Source organism: Ensifer sp. B1-9 (assembly GCF_050474445.1).
GTDB lineage: Bacteria > Pseudomonadota > Alphaproteobacteria > Rhizobiales > Rhizobiaceae > Ensifer.
In genome coordinates this window covers 294357-311625 of record NZ_JBCHVG010000006.1, presented here as the reverse complement: position 1 = coordinate 311625, position 17269 = coordinate 294357, and the positions used below count along the sequence as shown (strand labels likewise).

Below are 17269 nucleotides of genomic sequence, written 5' to 3'. Positions count from 1 at the left end.
TCTCCGGGCGTTATCCGACAGGAATGCGAAGATAGGCGGATCTCGATGGAACTTGGATTTTGGCAGGTATGGGAAGGCGGCTGGGTGTCGGCAATCCTGCGCGGAGCAGCGATTACCATCGCGCTCGGTCTGGCGAGCATGACCCTTGGCGTCGTCATCGGCGTTGGCTGTGGCCTGATAAAATGGGCACGCCTTTTTCCGCTGACGCTCGCCGTGGACTTCTACACGTCTATCGTGCGCGGCGTGCCGGAACTTCTGATCATCTATCTCCTCTTTTTCTCCTCCGTCGAGTTCGTGGCCAAGGTCGCCGCCGCCTTTGGTTACGAGGGGCTGGCTGGCAACGGTTACGCCTTCACCATCGCTGTCGTCGCGATCGCCGCGATATCGGGGGCCTATTCAACGGAGGTCGTGCGCGGTGCTCTGGCTGCCATTCCCGGCGGCCATATCGAGGCCGCACGCGCGCTCGGGATTCCGGGCAGGCGCATCTTTCGCCGCATTATCGCCCCTCAGATGCTGCGAATTGCCGTCCCGGGCATGAACAATGTCTGGCAGACCACGATCAAGGACACAGCACTTGTCTCGGTGGTCGGCTTGCAGGAATTGATGCGTGCCGCCTTCGTCGGGGCAGGCTCCACCCGGCATCCCTTCATCTTCTATTTCATCGCAGCTCTCGTCTACCTCGCGATCACGCTCGCCAGCCAGGGTGGGTTCGACTGGATCGAACGCCTGCTGCACCCCCGCACGAGGAAATAGGTCATGGATTTCGAACTCGTTTTCCTCGCGGTTCCGACCCTTGCCAAGGGACTGTGGCTAACCGCCGTGCTGACGATCGCCTCGGTCGCCATCGGCTTTAGCCTCGGCCTGGCGCTTGCGGTCATGCGCCTGTCGAAGAACGCGGCTCTCCGCGGCTTTGCCAAGGGCTACAGCACCGTCTTCCGCGGCACACCGCTGCTCGTACAGCTCTTCCTCTTCTACTACGGTCTCGGCCAGCTTTCCTTCGTGCGGGACAACCCCGTGCTCTGGTGGATTATCGGTGACGGCGCTCACTGCGCGGTCCTGGCGCTCGCTCTCAACACCGCGGCCTATACGTCGGAGATCTTGCGCGGCGGCCTCATGTCCATTCCGGGAGGGCTCGTCGAAGCGGCGCAGGCCTGCGGCATGTCGCGGCTTCTGCGCTTTCGCCGGATCACGTTTCCCCTCGCTATCCGGCAAGCGCTGCCAGCCTACGGCAACGAACTTGTGCTCGTCGTCAAGGGAACGAGCCTGGCCTCGACAATCACCGTCCTGGAGATCACCGGCCATGCAAAGCGGCTGATGAGCCAGACCTACGCAATCCTCGAAATATTCGCCATCGCCGGCATGCTCTATCTGCTCATCAATCTGGTGCTGATCACGCTGGTACGGCTACTGGAAGCCCGTCTCACACGCTACCTTCCCAGATAGGCTTGCCGCCTGAAACCTTTGGAAACTTCAGAAGAAAGAGAAATTAAATGGATGTACGCGCCGCCGTTGCCGTTCAGGCCGGCAAGCCGCTCGAGGTCATGACGGTTCAGCTCGACGGCCCGCGGGCCGGCGAGGTGCTGATCGAGGTCAAAGCCACCGGCCTCTGCCACACCGACGACTTCACCCTGTCGGGCGCCGACCCGGAGGGCCTGTTCCCGGCGATCCTCGGCCATGAGGGCGCCGGCATCGTCGTCGACGTCGGCCCGGGCGTCACCAGCGTGAAGAAGGGCGATCACGTCATCCCGCTCTACACGCCCGAGTGCCGCGAGTGCTATTCCTGCCTGAGCCGCAAGACCAATCTCTGCACCGCGATCCGCGCGACGCAAGGCCAGGGCCTGATGCCCGACGGCACCTCGCGCTTCTCGATCGGCAAGGACAAGATCCACCACTATATGGGCTGCTCGACCTTCGCCAACTACACGGTGCTGCCGGAGATCGCCGTTGCCAAGGTCAACCCGGACGCGCCCTTCGACAAGATCTGCTACATCGGCTGCGGCGTCACCACCGGCATCGGCGCGGTCATCAACACGGCCAAGGTGGAGATCGGCGCGACCGCGATCGTCTTCGGTCTCGGCGGCATCGGCCTCAACGTCATCCAGGGCCTCAGGCTTGCCGGTGCCGACATGATCATCGGCGTCGATCTCAACAACGACAAGAAGGCCTGGGGCGAACGCTTCGGCATGACCCACTTCGTCAACCCGAAGGAGGTCGGCGACGACATCGTGCCCTATCTCGTCAACATGACGAAACGCCATGGCGACCTGATCGGCGGCGCCGACTACACCTTCGACTGCACCGGCAACACCAAGGTGATGCGCCAGGCGCTGGAATCGGCCCACCGCGGCTGGGGCAAGTCGGTGGTGATCGGCGTCGCCGGCGCCGGCCAGGAGATCTCGACCCGACCGTTCCAGCTGGTCACCGGCCGTCAGTGGATGGGCACCGCCTTCGGCGGCGCCCGCGGCCGCACCGACGTGCCTGCCATCGTCGACTGGTACATGCAGGGCAAGATCGAGATCGATCCGATGATCACCCACGTGATGCCGCTCGACGACATCAACAGGGGCTTCGAGCTGATGCATTCCGGCGAAAGCATCCGCTCGGTCGTGCTTTACTGAACCGGGGGCCAACACCGCCTGCAGACGGAAAATGCCTGTCTCGCACCGTCGCGCCGGCGGCCGGCGATACCAATGAACCACCGGGCATTCGGCCCCGGCCAAAGGAGGAAAAGCCCATGCCCAGTCTTGCCATCCATCCATCCCTCGATAGCGGTTTCAAGGCGACGGATGCCGCCTTTGCCGGCGGCACGCTCGTCTGCAATTGCGCGCGCAAACCTGTGAAGGTCAGGGTCCAAAGCGACATCGCCCATAACCACGCGTGCGGATGCACGAAGTGCTGGAAACCCGAGGGGGCGGTGTTTTCCGTTGTCGCAGTGGCGCCGACGGACAAGATCGCGGTGCTCGAAAACGGCGACAAGCTCGCGATCGTCGACCCCACGGCGCTGATCCGGCGCCATGCATGCCAGGACTGCGGCGTGCATATGTATGGCCCGGTCGAACGCGATCACCCGTTCAAGGGGCTGTCCTTCATACATCCCGAACGCTTCGAGGAACCGGGCTGGGCAAAGCCGGGCTTTGCCGCCTTCGTCTCCTCGATCATCGAGAGCGGCTATGACCCGGCCGCGATGGAGGCCGTGCGTACCCGGCTGCGCGAACTGGGCATGGAGCCCTATGACTGCCTCAACCCCGGTCTGATGGACTACATCGCCACGTGGACGGCGAAGAAAAGCGGCGCGCTCAAGACGGCCTGAGCGGTCTGCCGCAAGCATCTCTACATTTTCCGACATCCACCAGCAGGTCGCATCGCATGGATTGCCTAAAGCCCGAGTTCAAAGCCGAAATTCGCAAAATTGTCGGTGACGGAAACTTCAAGGACGGAGAGGCCATCTCCACGATCGACCACGGAGTCTCGCCCGACAACCTGGGGGCTCGCGCAGTCGTGTTCCCCACAACGACCGACGAGGTCGCCGCAGTCGTCAAATGTTGCCGCGCCAACGGGGTTCCGCTCGTCACCCACGGAGGGCGAACCGGTCTCGTCGGCGGCGCGGTATCCAGGCCGGGCGAACTGGTGCTTTCAACCGCGCGCCTCAACCGAATTCTACAGATTTCACCGATCGAGCGCGTTGCCGTCGTGGAGGCGGGCGTGACGCTGCAGGCGCTGCAAGCGGCGGCTGCCGAACATCGACTGGAAACGGGGATCGATTTGCCGTCGCGCGGGTCGGCAACGATCGGAGGCATGGCATCAACGAATGCCGGCGGCATCGCAGCTTTTCGCTTCGGGGTCATGCGGCATCGCATTCTCGGTCTGGAGGCGGTGCTTGCCGACGGTTCCATCTATTCGGACATGACACGGGTCGTGAAAAACGCCACGGGCTACGATCTGAAGCATCTCTTTGTCGGGGCGGAAGGTACGCTCGGCATCGTCACGCGCATCGCGGTCAAACTCGAACCGCAACCCGCGGCCACGGCCACGGTTCTGTTCGGATTACCGTCGGTGAATGCGGCGCTTGCGGTTGTCCGTCGAGGTCTCGATGCCGAGTACGGTCAACTGCGTGCGGCGGAGGCGATCTGGAATAGCTATTTCCGCCTGACCTCCGGCCATCACGCCTGGTCGGCCATGGACTACAGCCCCGACCATGCGCTCAACCTGCTGGTCTCGCTGGGCGGACCAGAAGAGGGAGCGTTGCAATCGGAACTGGAGCGTATCTACGAAGACGTCATCGCCGACCATCCCGATGCCTCGGCGGTGATCGCCTCCTCGGGCGCGCAGGAGGCGGATCTTTGGCGGCTGCGTGAAGACACGGACCTGATCTATCGAAAACATGCGAATGCGCCATCCTATGACGTTTCGGTCCCGCTTTCGGAAATCGGAGCCTATCTCGACCGCTGCCTTGCGGATCTTAGGGAACTGGATGCCACGCTTGACCCTTACGTGTTCGGCCACCTCGCCGACGGAAATCTCCACATCGTTCTCAACGCAGCCGGCAGCGATGTTTCGGCCGAAAAGGCGAAAGCCGTCGAGACGATCCTGTACAGGGATATCGTTTCGATCGGCGGGGCGTTCTCGGCCGAGCACGGCATCGGCATCAAACGGGTGGGGCAACTGTTGGATACCTCGAGCCCGGTGAAACTGGCCCTGATGCATCGCGTGAAGGACACGCTCGACGCTGACGCGGTCCTCAATCCCGGCAAGGTTCTGCGCCTGCGTTCGTTTTAGGAGGAGCCATCCGGTTCTCGGATTTGCGTGCCGCGATGCTCCGGCTGCCGCCGCAAGCTCCTGATATGCCGATGCCCGGCAATGGACACATCATAGCTGTCGCAGTCACATGCCTGTCACCGAAGCCAGCAATATCTCGGCTCCGATTTGACAAGGATCGAGGACTTGATGCTGGGCGGGCATTACCGTGCGCGTGTCATTGGCGGCACTGGTCGCGTTCTAGCGGGACCGCCATGCTGCCTCGTTCTTCTGTTCGTAGTCGCTGAACGCCTTCTTGAGACCACCCAGGACCTCGGCCGCCGTTTCGAACATTGCCTTCAACTGCGGCTCGTCGACCTTCAGGATATCTTCGCGCAGATGATCCATGGTGTCCTGCAGGCGCATTTGCATCTTTTGCGTATGATGACGAAGCTCGCTGTCGCTTTCACTGGCCATCAGAGGCTCTCCTTTGGTTTCGGCTTCAATCGGCCGCCATCGTTTGGCGGCATGAATCCCAACCCATTGCCTCTACCGTCGGTTCCGGTATCGAGGCAGAGAAGTGATGCCACGAAGACGCGGCCAATTGGTTCGCGACACCGGAATTGGTCAACGAGATGACCCAGGAGTTGTTGGTGAAGTCATCGGCGAAAGCAATGCAAGCACAGGTAACCGGGGACCATCGAGGCACTCCAGGCGAAGTCTTCGCGGCATTCTTGAAACTTGGTCTGACATCGTTCGGCGGGCCGATCGCTCATCTTGGTTACTTCCGAGACGAACTGGTCGTGCGCCGGAAGTGGATCGATGAAGCCGGCTATGCCGATCTCGTTGCGCTTTGTCAGTTTCTGCCCGGTCCCGCCTCAAGTCAGGTCGGTTTTGCTCTGGGACTCCTGCGCGGTGGGCCGCTCGGCGCACTCGCCGCCTGGGCCGCGTTCACGCTGCCGTCTGCCCTCCTGCTGATCGTATTCGCAATGGCGGCGACGGCCTTCGACGGTCCAATCGGAACGGGCCTGTTGCACGGGCTGAAGATCGTGGCCGTAGCGGTCGTCGCACAGGCTGTATGGGGTATGGCGAAGAACCTCACTCCGGATCGCGAGCGTGCCAGCATCGCTCTTGCTGCCGTATTGATCATCGTGTTTGCGGCGGGGGCCATCGGGCAAATCGCAGCGATCACATTCGGCGCCCTCGCCGGGGTCCTGCTGTGCCGCAACGGACCGGTCGCGGGATCCACGCATCTGACGTTCCGCGTCACGCGCCCCGCCGGCATCCTCTGTCTCGTGGCTTTCCTCGTTCTGCTTGGCGTCCTGCCGATCATCGCAACCGCTTCCCAGAGTTGGTCGCTGTTCGACGCCTTTTATCGATCAGGTTCTCTCGTCTTTGGCGGCGGACATGTGGTCTTGCCGTTGCTTCAGGCCGAAGTGGTCGCTCCCGGTTGGGTTTCGAATGATGCCTTCCTCGCAGGCTATGGCGCAGCACAGGCAGTACCGGGTCCCCTCTTCACCTTTGCCGCCTATCTCGGCGCGGTCATGGGACCGGCACCGAATGGCATTCTCGGTGCGGGCATCTGCCTCGTAGCGATTTTCCTGCCCGGCTTCCTGCTGCTCGTCGGCGCTCTGCCCTTCTGGGATAGTTTTCGCAAACGGCCCCTTGCCCAGGCTGCGATGCGCGGCGCGAACGCGGCCGTGGTCGGCATTTTGGCAGCGGCACTTTACAGCCCGGTCTGGACCAGCGCCGTCTTGAAACCCTACGACTTCGCGCTCGCCCTGGCGGCATTCATCCTGCTCGTCGTATGGAAAGCGCCGCCATGGATTGTGGTCGTAGTCACCGCAATGGGCGGAGCGTCGCTCCAGCTTCTCTGAGTTCGTCGGAAGCGCTTGTGAGCCTGCTATTCTGGCGTGGGAGAACCGTGTCAGTCTCATCTCCGAGAAGAAGGAGAAAATTGTCGGCGACTGTGCTCTTGACCTTGCCACCGTTGGAAGCCCCACATTCACACAGGTCAGATCCAATGGAGTTTCCAAATGCACCATCTCAACATCCCCGACATGACCTGTGGACACTGCGCCGGAGCGGTCGAAAAGGCGGTGAAGTCGGTCGATCCCAACGCCAAGGTCGCTGTGGATATCGATGCGAAGACCGCATCGATCGACTCTCAGATCCCCTCCGATAACTTCGTTGCCGCGATCGCAGAGGCCGGCTACCAGGCCTCCCTCAAGAAATCCTGCTGCAGCCACGTCGGGTGATCCAGGTTTTGCGACGCCCACCTGCTGCTGTCGATTAGTTGTCTTTCGTCCGGAACTTGGCGTGGCAGGACGTGCAAACCTGCAGCATCATATGGAAAGCGTGCTCGGCTGGCATGGACATCGGGTCGGGCATCGCCGCGTTCCTCTTGGCGAGTGGCCCGCCCATCGTCGCATCGGTGCCCTGCATCCGCATGTCTGGCGCAAGAACATCGGGATTGTGGTCTGCTGCAACGGAAAGTGCCTCGGCGTATGCGCCAAGGTTGGTCGCCAGCTGGTCGAATGTCGGCCGTTCTGCTTCGATACTGGCGCTAGCCTTGGAGCCGTCGGCGACGACCGGACCCACGAACAGTTCCGACAGGCGTTTGCCCGAATAAACCCTGATGGTTTCGGCGGCCGATTTGAACGCCTTTGCATCGTAAGGGGATGTGCCTTTGAATACGGAGTCGATGCTCTTGGCGGCAGCCGCCATCGCCTTCATATCCCGCTGCCTCTCGCGAACGACGCCATCGCCAGGCTGTGCGGTCGCAGCCGAGACCGACATAACTGCAACCACAGCAAGAATGAGGCCGGACGATTTAACCGCATTCGAACACATTCGGGTGCCATCCTTTCATCGAGCGCCGTGCCATCGTCGCCTTTTGATCAAGGTCAAGGCGAATCCGGCGAGCATCGCGCATTGTGGGTGAATAGAGCACCAGGTGTCGGACGAAAACATGATCGCCGCCAGCCAGACCGTCCGGAAACATGCAAGGGGATTGCTGGCCACCTTGGTCGCCATCCTGTTTCTGGTCGCGCCGATTGCCGAGGCAGCCCCCATCGCATGCGAGCCACACGTTGCCGGCAGCGAACATGTCATTTCCTCACAGGGGAAAGCCGATCTCGATGGCAAGACCGAAACAGGCGATCAGAAAGCCTGCTGCAAACACGTCTGCGGCCTGTGCTACACGCTTTTCCCGGCCCCAACCTTCGGCGAAGTCACCCTGAAGTCGGGCGATCGCCGGGACCTCTCTCCCCAACCGCCCATCGACGGCATCATCTCCCGACCCGCCCTCGGCCCTCCTCGATCCATCGGATGAGCCAGGCCAGCGCCGTTGGCGCTGGTCCTCCGCGGTCGCGCCCGCTTGGCGCGGTCTTCGCCGGCGTTGCCCGGCATGGAACAAGAGGTCAATGAGCATGAAACGCCGTGAATTCCTGGGCGGATTGATGTCGGTCGCCGCTTCTGCTGCCGCCCTACATCCAAGCAGAAGCTGGGCTGAGGCCCGCAAGGCAACATCGTCGAGCGCGGGTACGCGCCCGCTTGCGATCACAAAACGCGTCATCGAGGTGAATGGCAGAGCCGCCGACGTCTTTGGGCTTTTCCAAGCGGATGGCACCATCGGACTGACGCTCGACGCCGGCAGCCCGTTCGACGTCGCGCTTTCAAACCAAGGCGGCGAAGCAACGCTCATCCATTGGCATGGGCTCGCGCCCCCATGGGACATGGACGGTGTACCGGACAATCCTGCAGCGCTCCTGAAGGCAAAGGAGACCCGGCATTACGCGTTTCCGGTCGGTGCGGGCGGCACGCACTGGATGCATGCGCACACGCTTCAGGAGCAGAACCTGCTTGCGGCTCCGCTGATCGTGCGAACCGCCGACGACAGGCAGCGCGACGAGCAGGAAGTCGTTATCCTGTTGCACGACTTCTCCTTCACGCCCGCCGAGGAACTGCTCGCCAAGCTGAAGGGATCTTCTACCAGTCATGGGATGGACCACAGCGCGATGATGCAGGGCATGCCATCCAACATGCAGGGAGGCCACATGTCCGGGATGGCCATGTCGAGCATGGCCCCCTTGGATCTGAACGACATCGAGTATGACGCCTATCTCGCGAACGACCGTACGCTCGATGATCCGGAAGTCGTCGCCGTCGAAAATGGTGGGCGTGTCCGTCTGCGCATCATCAATGGCGCAACAGCCACCGCCTTCACGGTCGACACCGGCACCTTGACCGGACAGTTGATCGCGGTTGACGGACAGTCGGTGCAGCCGGTTTCCGGGAACCGTTTCCCGATTTCCATGGGCCAGCGGCTCGATGTCCGGCTTAGGCTTCCGAAGTCAGCAGAAGCCCAACCCATCTTCGCGCTGCGGGAAGGCAGTACCCATCGCACAGGCATCATCCTGGCGCCGTCCCGGGCAAGGATCGCCAAGATCGCATCGCATGGGAAGGAGCCCGGACCGGTGGTCGGGCTCGACCTCGAAGAGCGGTTGGCGGCCGTCACGCCCCTTTCCGCTCGTCCTGCAGACCGTCGGTTCGATTTGACCCTTACGGGCGGCATGAGCGGCTACGACTGGCGGATCGAGGGCGGCGATGACCTTGGCGTGCGCCAAGGCGAAAGGATTGAGATCGTCATGCGCAACATGTCGATGATGTCCCACCCGATGCATCTCCACGGTCATCACTTCCAGGTCGTCGGCATAGGCGAAAAGACGCTCGGCGGTGCTGTGCGAGATACCGTTCTTGTGCCGCCGATGGGAAGCGTGAACGTCATCTTCGACGCCAACAATCCGGGTCGCTGGCCGCTCCACTGCCATAACCTCTATCACATGGCATCGGGAATGATGTCCTTCGTCGCCTACACGTAACGAGGATGAGACGGCCCGGCCGGCGCGAAGGTGCCGGGCCGTATCCTTGTTATCGGCGAGTACCCGTTGCGGAGACGATCCAATGGACGACCATAAGCACCACCACCGACATGAAGGTCACGACCATCACCATGCCGAAAAGAGCGCGGCGCCGGCCAAAGCCGCAGAGAAGCAAAGCTCGGAGCAAGAGGGGGTGATCTACACATGCCCCATGCATCCGCAGATACGGCAAAACGGCCCTGGCAACTGCCCGATCTGCGGCATGGCCCTCGAACCCGAAGTCGTCACTACCGACGCGGGGCCCAGTCCGGAGCTTGTCGACATGCGCCGGCGGTTCTGGATTGGCTTGGTTCTGGCGCTGCCTGTGCTGGCACTCGAAATGGGCGGTCACCTCACCAACCTGCACATGCTGCTTGGCGCACAGACGTCGAACTGGCTCCAGTTCATCCTGGCGACCCCGGTCGTCCTTTGGGCGGGCGCTTCCTTCTTCGAGCGGGCCTGGCAATCGATCGTCACCCGGCACCTCAACATGTTCACGCTGATCGCGATGGGCACGGGCGTCGCCTGGCTCTACAGCGTGGTCGCAACTGTTGCTCCCGGTCTGTTTCCGGCAACGTTCCAATCCAACGAGGGGGCAGTTGCGATCTATTTCGAGGCGGCCGCCGTCATCACCGTGCTGGTGCTGCTCGGCCAAGTGCTCGAACTGCAGGCGCGCGAGCAGACCGGCGGCGCGATCCGGGCGCTTCTCGACCTGGCGCCGAAAACCGCCCGCATCATCCGCAGCGATGGAACCGACGAGGATGTGGAGCTCGAGGCGGTCGCCGTTGGCGATAAACTACGCGTCCGTCCGGGCGAAAAGGTCCCGGTTGACGGCACGCTCGTCGACGGGCGCAGCTCGATCGATGAATCGATGATCACAGGGGAGTCGATGCCTGTTACCAAGGAGGTCGGGGCCAAACTTATCGGTGGTACGATGAACCAGACGGGCGGCTTCGTCATGGAGGCCGGCAAGGTCGGCCGGGATACCATGCTGTCTCGCATCGTCCACATGGTCGCCGAGGCGCAACGCTCTCGCGCCCCGATCCAGCGGCTTGCCGACGAGGTCTCCGGCTGGTTTGTTCCGGTCGTCATCCTCATTGCCGCTATCGCCTTCGCGACGTGGATGCTGGTCGGTCCGGAGCCGCGCTTCGCCCATGGACTGGTCGCGGCAGTCGCGGTGCTGATCATCGCCTGCCCTTGCGCTCTCGGCCTTGCCACCCCGATGTCGATCATGGTCGGCGTCGGCAAGGGTGCCGGCGCCGGTGTGTTGATCAAGAACGCCGAAGCGCTCGAGCGCTTCGAAAAGGTCGATACGCTGGTGGTCGACAAGACCGGAACCCTGACCGAAGGCAAGCCGAAGGTCACCGAGATTGTCGCCGTGAGCGGGGTATCGGAGGACGAATTGCTGCGGCTGGCCGCTACGCTGGAGCGCGCGAGCGAGCATCCTCTGGCAAGCGCCATCGTCGACATCGCCAGCGAACACAATGTGAAACTCGGATCTGCCGAAGACTTCGACAGTCCGGTCGGCAAGGGCGTGACGGGCGTCATCGATGGCCGCAGGCTGATCATCGGCAGTCACCGGATCATGTCCGAGGAAAAGGTCGATATCTCCGCCCTCTCGCAGAAAGCAGAAGACCTGCGCAGCGAAGGAGCGACCGTCATCTTCGCCGCCATTGACGGTCGCCTGGGCGGGTTGTTCGCAATTTCCGATCCGATCAAGTCGACGACACCGGCAGCGGTCGAAGCGCTGATCAAGGATGGCGTGCGCGTGGTGATGCTCACGGGGGACAACAAGACCACCGCCAGTGCGGTCGCCCGCAAGCTCGGCATCAAGGAGGTCGAGGCGGAAGTGCTCCCGGAACACAAGAGCGAGATCGTCGCCCGCCTGCGCAAGGAAGGCAGGATCGTCGCCATGGCCGGTGATGGCGTCAACGACGCGCCTGCCCTTGCCGCCGCCGACGTCGGCATCGCCATGGGAACCGGGACCGATGTGGCGATCGAAAGTGCCGGCGTGACGCTGCTCAAAGGCGATCTGCAAGGCATCGTCCGGGCGCGGCGGCTCAGTCACGCGACGATGGCGAACATCCGGCAGAACCTCTTCTTCGCCTTCATCTATAACGCCGCCGGCGTACCCGTTGCGGCGGGCGTGCTCTATCCCGCCTTCGGGCTTCTCTTGTCGCCGATCATCGCAGCCGCCGCCATGGCGCTTTCGTCCGTCAGCGTGATCGGCAACGCCCTGAGATTGAGGAGCGCCCGGATCTGAGACCGTAGCTCGTCGCTGGCCGCCCCGGTTGGCGGACCGGCTGCAGAACAGCATGTGGACGGGAGAGCGTCCACATGCCCACTCCCGCAGGCAAAGAACCCGGCGCACGCGTTGCACGGGCCGACCCGCCTCCTTGTGCGGGCTTTCCGGCCAAGATTTCGGCAGGCAACGAACTCCCTGATTTCGAATATCGTGGTTGCCAAGAAGGCCGGCACACTTATAGTTTCCATCTCCCCCGGCGGCTACGTCGTCGCCTCCCTCGCCGATGGAAACATCAATCTCAACGCCTGCCAGACGCCGACCCATCCCCCATCGTGCCGACCGGTCGCGCCCGATGTCTGCGATGCTCGACGTGCTCTTCTTCTGCTCGCACGGAAATGCGAGGCAGACGCTTCATGAAACCGATGCTAGGATAGTGGACATGGAAACGACCCTTTCTCCAATGCTGACCGTTTGCGGTATCGAGGAACTGCCGGGTCAGAGCAGCCGAAACGTGACCCATGTTCTGTCGATCGTCGACCCGGAACTCCCGGACCTGGAAGCTTTCGACGCTTACGGTGAGCATCGCCGCACGATCTTGCGCTTCCACGATATCATTGAGGCGGCGCCGAACCGGGTGATGCCTCGCCCGGACCATGTGGAAGCCATCCTTCGCTTTGGTACAGATTTCCTGATGCGTGAAGATCGGGAAGCCGCCAGCCATGTGCTGGTTCATTGCCACATGGGCGTATCGCGCTCGACGGCAGCCATGCTGACGCTGATGGCGCAGGCAAATCCGGAGGAGTCCGGTGAAAAGCTCTTTGCCCGCCTCGCCGCAATCCGCCCGCAGGCCTGGCCGAACTCCCAGATGATCGTCTTTGCCGATGAACTGCTCGGGCGCGCGGGCGAGCTCACCACTGCGCTCGGCCGCCATTACGGCCGGCAGATCAAGAGCCGGCCGGAATTCAGCGAGTGGATGACGTCCCTCGGCCGCCAGGCCGAACTGCAGATGGCTATCCACGACTGACGGCTGAAGGAGCGCCCTCCTTCGACTTCACGGGTAAGGGCAGCAGACCCAAGCCGCAGCGAACGCGGGTCTGCGTCCGTCGCCGGGTCCGCCGATGGACGGCACCTGCAAGGAGGCGCGCACCCGTCCTCACGTCTCGACGGCAAGGACGCTGACGCAATCGCCGGCCTTGACGAGCCCGGGGAAGTGACGGGCCGCGAGGATGCCATCCATCTTCGCCTCGACCTCCAGTGGTCGAACGCCCGTGCGGCCGATAGGATAGATGCGGGCGACAACCTCCCCTTTCTTCACCCGATCGCCGAGATCGAAGAGCGGTTCGATGAGGCCGGCGTCCTCGGCGAAGGAAAAGCAGTTCCCATCCGGCATGTCGAGCCAGGTCGTCCTTGCACTTTCGACAGCACCCTTGAGGATACCGGCCGCCTTCAACACATTCGAAACGCCTGTCTTGGCGATGCGAGCGCTTTTGGCAGTGGCCGTCCCCCCGCCGCCGAGCTCTGTGGTGACGAAGATCTTGCCCATCTCCTCCGCTGCCGTGTCGTACATGCCAACGGCGTCGATCTCCAGCATCTTCATCGACCATGGGGCGCCGAAGGCGCTGACGAGATCGAAGGCTTTTGCCTCTTGCGCCTTGTCGGGCAGGATATGGGCGGCGCAAAAGGGCAGGAAATCGAGCGTCTTGCCGCCCGAATGGAAGTCGAGCACGATATCGGCGAGCGGCAGCAGGGTGCGCTGGAAATAGTCGGCGATCTTCTCAGTGACCGTACCGTCCGGCGCACCCGGAAAGCTGCGGTTCATGTTGCCCTTGTCGATCGGCGAGGTGCGCGTGCCGGCGAGAAAGGCCGGATAGTTCATCGCCGGCACGATGATGACACGGCCGGTCACGTCCTCGACCTTCAAGGTGCGGGCGAGATCGAAGAGCGCGATCGGCCCCTCATATTCGTCGCCATGGTTGCCGCCGGTGAGAAGGGCCGTCGGCCCCTCCCCATTCTTGACGACCGTGACCGGGATCATCACCGAGCCCCAGGCGGAATCGTCGCGGCTGTACGGCAGGCGCAGAAAACCGTGCTGCACGCCTTCGGCCGAAAAATCGATCGTGGAGCTGATCGGCGAAGGACGAAGTGTGAGGTCCCGCATGGCTCAATCCTTCACGAGAAGCTTGCGCGGCACATTGGCGAGGCACTCGACGCCGGTCTCGGTGATCAAGATGCTTTCCGTCGTCTCGAAGCCCATGTCCTCGAGCCAGAGCCCCGTCATGAAGTGGAAGGTCATGCCCGGCTTCAGTTCGCTTCGGTCGCCTGGACGCAGGCTCATCGTGCGCTCGCCCCAGTCCGGCGGATAGGAAACGCCGATACCGTAGCCCGTCCGGTTATCCTTCACGATGCCGTATTTCTTGAGCACGGCGAAGAAGGCGTTGGCGATATCCTCGCAGATATTGCCGGGCCGCGCCTTTTCGAGGCCCGCTTCCATGCCTTCGAGCGTTGCCTTCTCGGCATCGAGGAAAGCCTGTGTCGGCTTGCCGAGGAAGACGGTGCGTGAGAGCGGCACGTGGTAGCGGTGGTAGCAGCCGGCGATCTCGAAGAACGTGCCCTCGCCGGATTTCATCGGTCGATCGTCCCAGGTCAGGTGCGGCGCGGAAGCCTCCACGCCCGAGGGCAAGAGCGGCACGATCGCCGGATAATCACCGCCGACGCCGTCAACGCCCCGTGTCCCGGCATCGTAGATTTCCGCGACGAGGTCGCACTTGCGCATGCCGACCTCGATCTTGTCGAAGATGCGCTCATGCATTTTCTCGACAATCTTCGCGGCATTGCGCATGTAGCGGATTTCCGCCTCGCTCTTGACCGCGCGCTGCCAGTTGACGAGTGCGGTCGCATCGACGAAGCGGGCATTCGGTAGGTGTTTCGTGAGCGAGGCGAAGGCGGCGGCGGAAAACCAGTAATTGTCCATCTCCACGCCGATCGTCAGCTTGTCGAGGCCACGCTCGGCGAGTTTGGCCGAGAGATAGTCCATCGGATGGCGCTCGGTGGACTGCACATAGTGGTCCGGATAGCCGATGATGTTCTCGTGCTTCAGATAGGCGGTGAATTTCGCGCCATTGGCATCCTGCCCGCGGCCGTACCAGATCGGTTCGCCCGTCGGCGGCACGACGACGCATTGGTGCACGTAAAAGGACCAGCCGTCATAGCCGGTCAGCCAGTTCATGTTCGACGGATCGCTGACGATCAGCACGTCGATACTCTTGGCTTCCATGGCATTGCGTGTTTTTTGAAGACGCGCTTCATACTCCGGAAGTGAGAACTTCAGGTTCGCTTGTTTCATCGGTTTTTCCTCTATACCCGGCGAAAAGCCGGTCTCAACTCTCGAAGATCGTGCCGGCGCCCGCCGTTGCCGCGCGGGCGGCCGCAAGCGTGGCGATGGCCGTATCCTGAATGCCCGTGCCGGTAAGATCCGCCACGGTGATCTCGTCGGGGCCGCTGCGGCCCGGCTTGCGGCCGGCGATGATCTCGCCGAGTTCGGGGAAGATCGCGCTCTCCTTCACGAGGCCCGCCTCTATGGCATGATGCAGTTCGCCGAGCCTGCGCGTCTGCTTGAGGCTGTCGGCGACATACATACCGGCGCCGGTAATCACGGCGGGCTCGATCTCGTTCTTGTGCTCGGCATCCGAACCCATGGCCGTGACATGCTGACCAGGCTGGAGCCACTCGGCCTTGAGCACCGGTGTTTGCGAAGGGGTCGTGGTGACGATGATGTCGGCGCCATCGACCGCTGCCCTGCCATCGACTACGGTTCGAACGGGAAAACCGAGGCTCCTCGTCAGCTCCGTTGCCGCGGTTTCGGCCTTTGCTGCGTCCCTCGCCCAGATGCGCGCCTCTCGGATCGGCCGCACCAGACGTAAGGCTTCGAGCTGAAGCCTGGCCTGCATTCCGGCGCCGAAGATGGCGGCAACCGCGGCATCCGGGCGCGCGAGATGCCGCGCCGCGACCGCGCCGGCCGCCGCAGTGCGCACATCCGTCAGATAGCCATTGTCGAGCAGCACGGCCTGTACCAAACCGGTCTTCGCCGAAAGCAGTACCATCAGGCCATTGGTGCTCGGCAGGCCGACCTTCGGATTGTCGAAAAAGCCGGGGCTGATCTTGATGGCAAAACCGTCGAGGCCGGGCACATAGGCGGTCTTCACGTCCACCTCGCCGCGCGCTTCGGGCATGTCGAGCCTGAGGATCGGCGGCATGGCGACCGCCTTGGTGGCGAGCGCGTGGAACGCGTCCTCCACACAGGCAATGGCTTCAAGATCGAGCGGGACGATGCGCCGGAGCTCCGCCTCGGTGAGAATTTTCATCGTCGTCATGCCGCTGTCTCCTGCAACGCATCGGCATTTCCATTGATGACCCGCCGGTGCAGGTCCATGTCTACGTTGCGACCGGAGAGGATCACCGCCACCGGCCCGTCCAGTCGGCCGAGCCGGTCGGAAAGCAGCGCCGCGATGCCGACGGCTCCGGCCCCCTCGATCACCTCACGCTCCTCGGTATAGGCATGCCGCATGCCGGCCGCGATCTCGTCTTCCGAAAGCAGGATCACCCCGTCCAGCAGAGCGCGGCACATCTTAAAGGTCACGGCATTGTCGAGGCCGACGCCGCCACCCAGCGAATCGGCAAGGCTTGCCACTTCCTCGACCTGCACCGGCCGCCCAGCATCGAGGCTGGCCTTCATCGCCGCGCCGCGCTCCATGGTGAGACCGATAACGCGGGTTTTCGGCGAACGCCCTTTCACCGCCGCAGCGACACCGGCCGCAAGCCCACCGCCGGAGAGCGGCACAAGAACGGTTGCCACGTCCGGCATTGCCTCGGCGATCTCCAGGCCGAGCGTGCCCTGCCCCGCCACGACGGCTCGATCGTCGAAGGGTGGCACCATGACGAAGCCGTCTTCGGCCACCAGCCGGTCGACCTCTGCCTGCGCCTCGTCCTGCGATTTGCCGACGATGCGGACATGCGCGCCAAGCCGGCGGATTTCCGAAACCTTGTTGTCAGGCACGAGCCGCGACATGCAGATCGTTGCGACCGCGCCTTCCGCCTTGGCCGCATGGGCAAGCGCCCGGCCATGATTGCCCGTCGAGGCAGCGACGACGCCCCTCGTCCGCTCTTCCGGCGTCAGCGAAAGCACAGCGTTCGTCGCGCCGCGCAGCTTGAAGCTACCTGTCGTCTGGTGGTGTTCGAGCTTGAGGCCGACAGGCACGCCACAGCGTTCCGAAAGCGAAGGGGAAGGTACGAAAGGCGTATGTAGAACCCGGCCCTTGATGCGCCGGGCCGCCTGTTCGATATCCGCCAATGTCACGGGAAGGTTCGACAT

General features: G+C 62.9%; 17 protein-coding genes. 11 read left to right on the top strand and 6 right to left on the bottom strand.

Annotated elements, in window-relative coordinates; all coding sequences use genetic code 11:
- The first annotated feature begins 45 nt into the window (after positions 1-45).
- The 5 genes from ACQ5BM_RS13420 (at position 46) to ACQ5BM_RS13400 (ending at position 4776) form a co-directional block, all read left to right on the top strand.
- Positions 46-753, top strand: coding sequence for an ABC transporter permease (locus tag ACQ5BM_RS13420; protein WP_429811726.1), 708 nt, complete (start codon positions 46-48; stop codon positions 751-753).
- A 3-nt stretch (positions 754-756) separates the two neighbouring features.
- Positions 757-1443 (top strand): ABC transporter permease, encoded by a 687-nt coding sequence (locus tag ACQ5BM_RS13415; RefSeq protein ID WP_429811723.1) that lies wholly within the window; start codon positions 757-759, stop codon positions 1441-1443.
- A gap of 47 nt (positions 1444-1490) precedes the next feature.
- Positions 1491-2618 (top strand): S-(hydroxymethyl)glutathione dehydrogenase/class III alcohol dehydrogenase, encoded by a 1128-nt coding sequence (locus ACQ5BM_RS13410; protein ID WP_429811720.1) that lies wholly within the window; start codon positions 1491-1493, stop codon positions 2616-2618.
- Between the two features lie 116 nt (positions 2619-2734).
- On the top strand, positions 2735-3310 hold the full coding sequence (gene gfa, locus ACQ5BM_RS13405) for an S-(hydroxymethyl)glutathione synthase (RefSeq protein WP_429811717.1): 576 nt from the start codon (positions 2735-2737) through the stop codon (positions 3308-3310).
- A gap of 56 nt (positions 3311-3366) precedes the next feature.
- Positions 3367-4776 carry an FAD-binding oxidoreductase gene (locus ACQ5BM_RS13400; protein ID WP_429811714.1) on the top strand — a complete coding sequence of 470 codons (1410 nt, stop codon included), beginning with the start codon at positions 3367-3369 and terminating at the stop codon, positions 4774-4776.
- A 219-nt stretch (positions 4777-4995) separates the two neighbouring features.
- Here the strand turns inward: ACQ5BM_RS13400 and ACQ5BM_RS13395 are convergent, their stop codons facing one another.
- Complete coding sequence (locus tag ACQ5BM_RS13395; protein ID WP_429811711.1) at positions 4996-5211, bottom strand: hypothetical protein; 216 nt, start codon at positions 5209-5211, stop codon at positions 4996-4998.
- 197 nt (positions 5212-5408) lie between these two features.
- Between ACQ5BM_RS13395 and chrA the strand changes: the two genes are divergently transcribed.
- On the top strand, positions 5409-6611 hold the full coding sequence (gene chrA / locus ACQ5BM_RS13390) for a chromate efflux transporter (protein ID WP_429811708.1): 1203 nt from the start codon (positions 5409-5411) through the stop codon (positions 6609-6611).
- Between the two features lie 159 nt (positions 6612-6770).
- Positions 6771-6992: a heavy-metal-associated domain-containing protein gene (locus tag ACQ5BM_RS13385; protein WP_429811705.1), complete on the top strand. Its 222-nt coding sequence runs from the start codon at positions 6771-6773 to the stop codon at positions 6990-6992.
- Between the two features lie 34 nt (positions 6993-7026).
- On the opposite strand, the gene ACQ5BM_RS13380 is transcribed toward ACQ5BM_RS13385, so the two are convergent.
- Positions 7027-7533, bottom strand: coding sequence for a cytochrome c (locus ACQ5BM_RS13380; protein ID WP_429811702.1), 507 nt, complete (start codon positions 7531-7533; stop codon positions 7027-7029).
- A 172-nt stretch (positions 7534-7705) separates the two neighbouring features.
- Between ACQ5BM_RS13380 and ACQ5BM_RS13375 the strand changes: the two genes are divergently transcribed.
- The 4 genes from ACQ5BM_RS13375 (at position 7706) to ACQ5BM_RS13360 (ending at position 12925) form a co-directional block, all read left to right on the top strand.
- On the top strand, positions 7706-8068 hold the full coding sequence (locus ACQ5BM_RS13375; RefSeq protein ID WP_429811700.1) for a hypothetical protein: 363 nt from the start codon (positions 7706-7708) through the stop codon (positions 8066-8068).
- Positions 8069-8165: 97 nt separating this feature from the next.
- Positions 8166-9617: a multicopper oxidase family protein gene (locus ACQ5BM_RS13370; RefSeq protein ID WP_429811697.1), complete on the top strand. Its 1452-nt coding sequence runs from the start codon at positions 8166-8168 to the stop codon at positions 9615-9617.
- 82 nt (positions 9618-9699) lie between these two features.
- Entirely contained in the window at positions 9700-11919 is a 2220-nt protein-coding gene (locus tag ACQ5BM_RS13365; protein ID WP_429811694.1) for a copper-transporting P-type ATPase, read from the top strand.
- A gap of 421 nt (positions 11920-12340) precedes the next feature.
- Positions 12341-12925 carry a tyrosine phosphatase family protein gene (locus tag ACQ5BM_RS13360; RefSeq protein WP_429811691.1) on the top strand — a complete coding sequence of 195 codons (585 nt, stop codon included), beginning with the start codon at positions 12341-12343 and terminating at the stop codon, positions 12923-12925.
- Between the two features lie 129 nt (positions 12926-13054).
- Here ACQ5BM_RS13360 and doeB read toward each other — a convergent pair whose 3' ends face one another.
- Genes doeB through eutB form a run of 4 tightly spaced genes read right to left on the bottom strand, consistent with a single transcriptional unit; the run spans position 13055 to position 17269 of the window.
- On the bottom strand, positions 13055-14059 hold the full coding sequence (doeB, locus tag ACQ5BM_RS13355) for a N(2)-acetyl-L-2,4-diaminobutanoate deacetylase DoeB (RefSeq protein ID WP_429811688.1): 1005 nt from the start codon (positions 14057-14059) through the stop codon (positions 13055-13057).
- A gap of 3 nt (positions 14060-14062) precedes the next feature.
- Entirely contained in the window at positions 14063-15244 is a 1182-nt protein-coding gene (doeA, locus tag ACQ5BM_RS13350) for an ectoine hydrolase DoeA (protein WP_429811685.1), read from the bottom strand.
- A gap of 34 nt (positions 15245-15278) precedes the next feature.
- On the bottom strand, positions 15279-16271 hold the full coding sequence (eutC, locus tag ACQ5BM_RS13345) for an ectoine utilization protein EutC (RefSeq protein WP_429811682.1): 993 nt from the start codon (positions 16269-16271) through the stop codon (positions 15279-15281).
- The gene (eutB, locus tag ACQ5BM_RS13340) at positions 16268-17269 is read right to left on the bottom strand and encodes a hydroxyectoine utilization dehydratase EutB (RefSeq protein WP_429811679.1); all 1002 of its coding nucleotides are present in this window, start codon (positions 17267-17269) and stop codon (positions 16268-16270) included. Before eutB ends, eutC begins: the two co-directional genes overlap by 4 nt.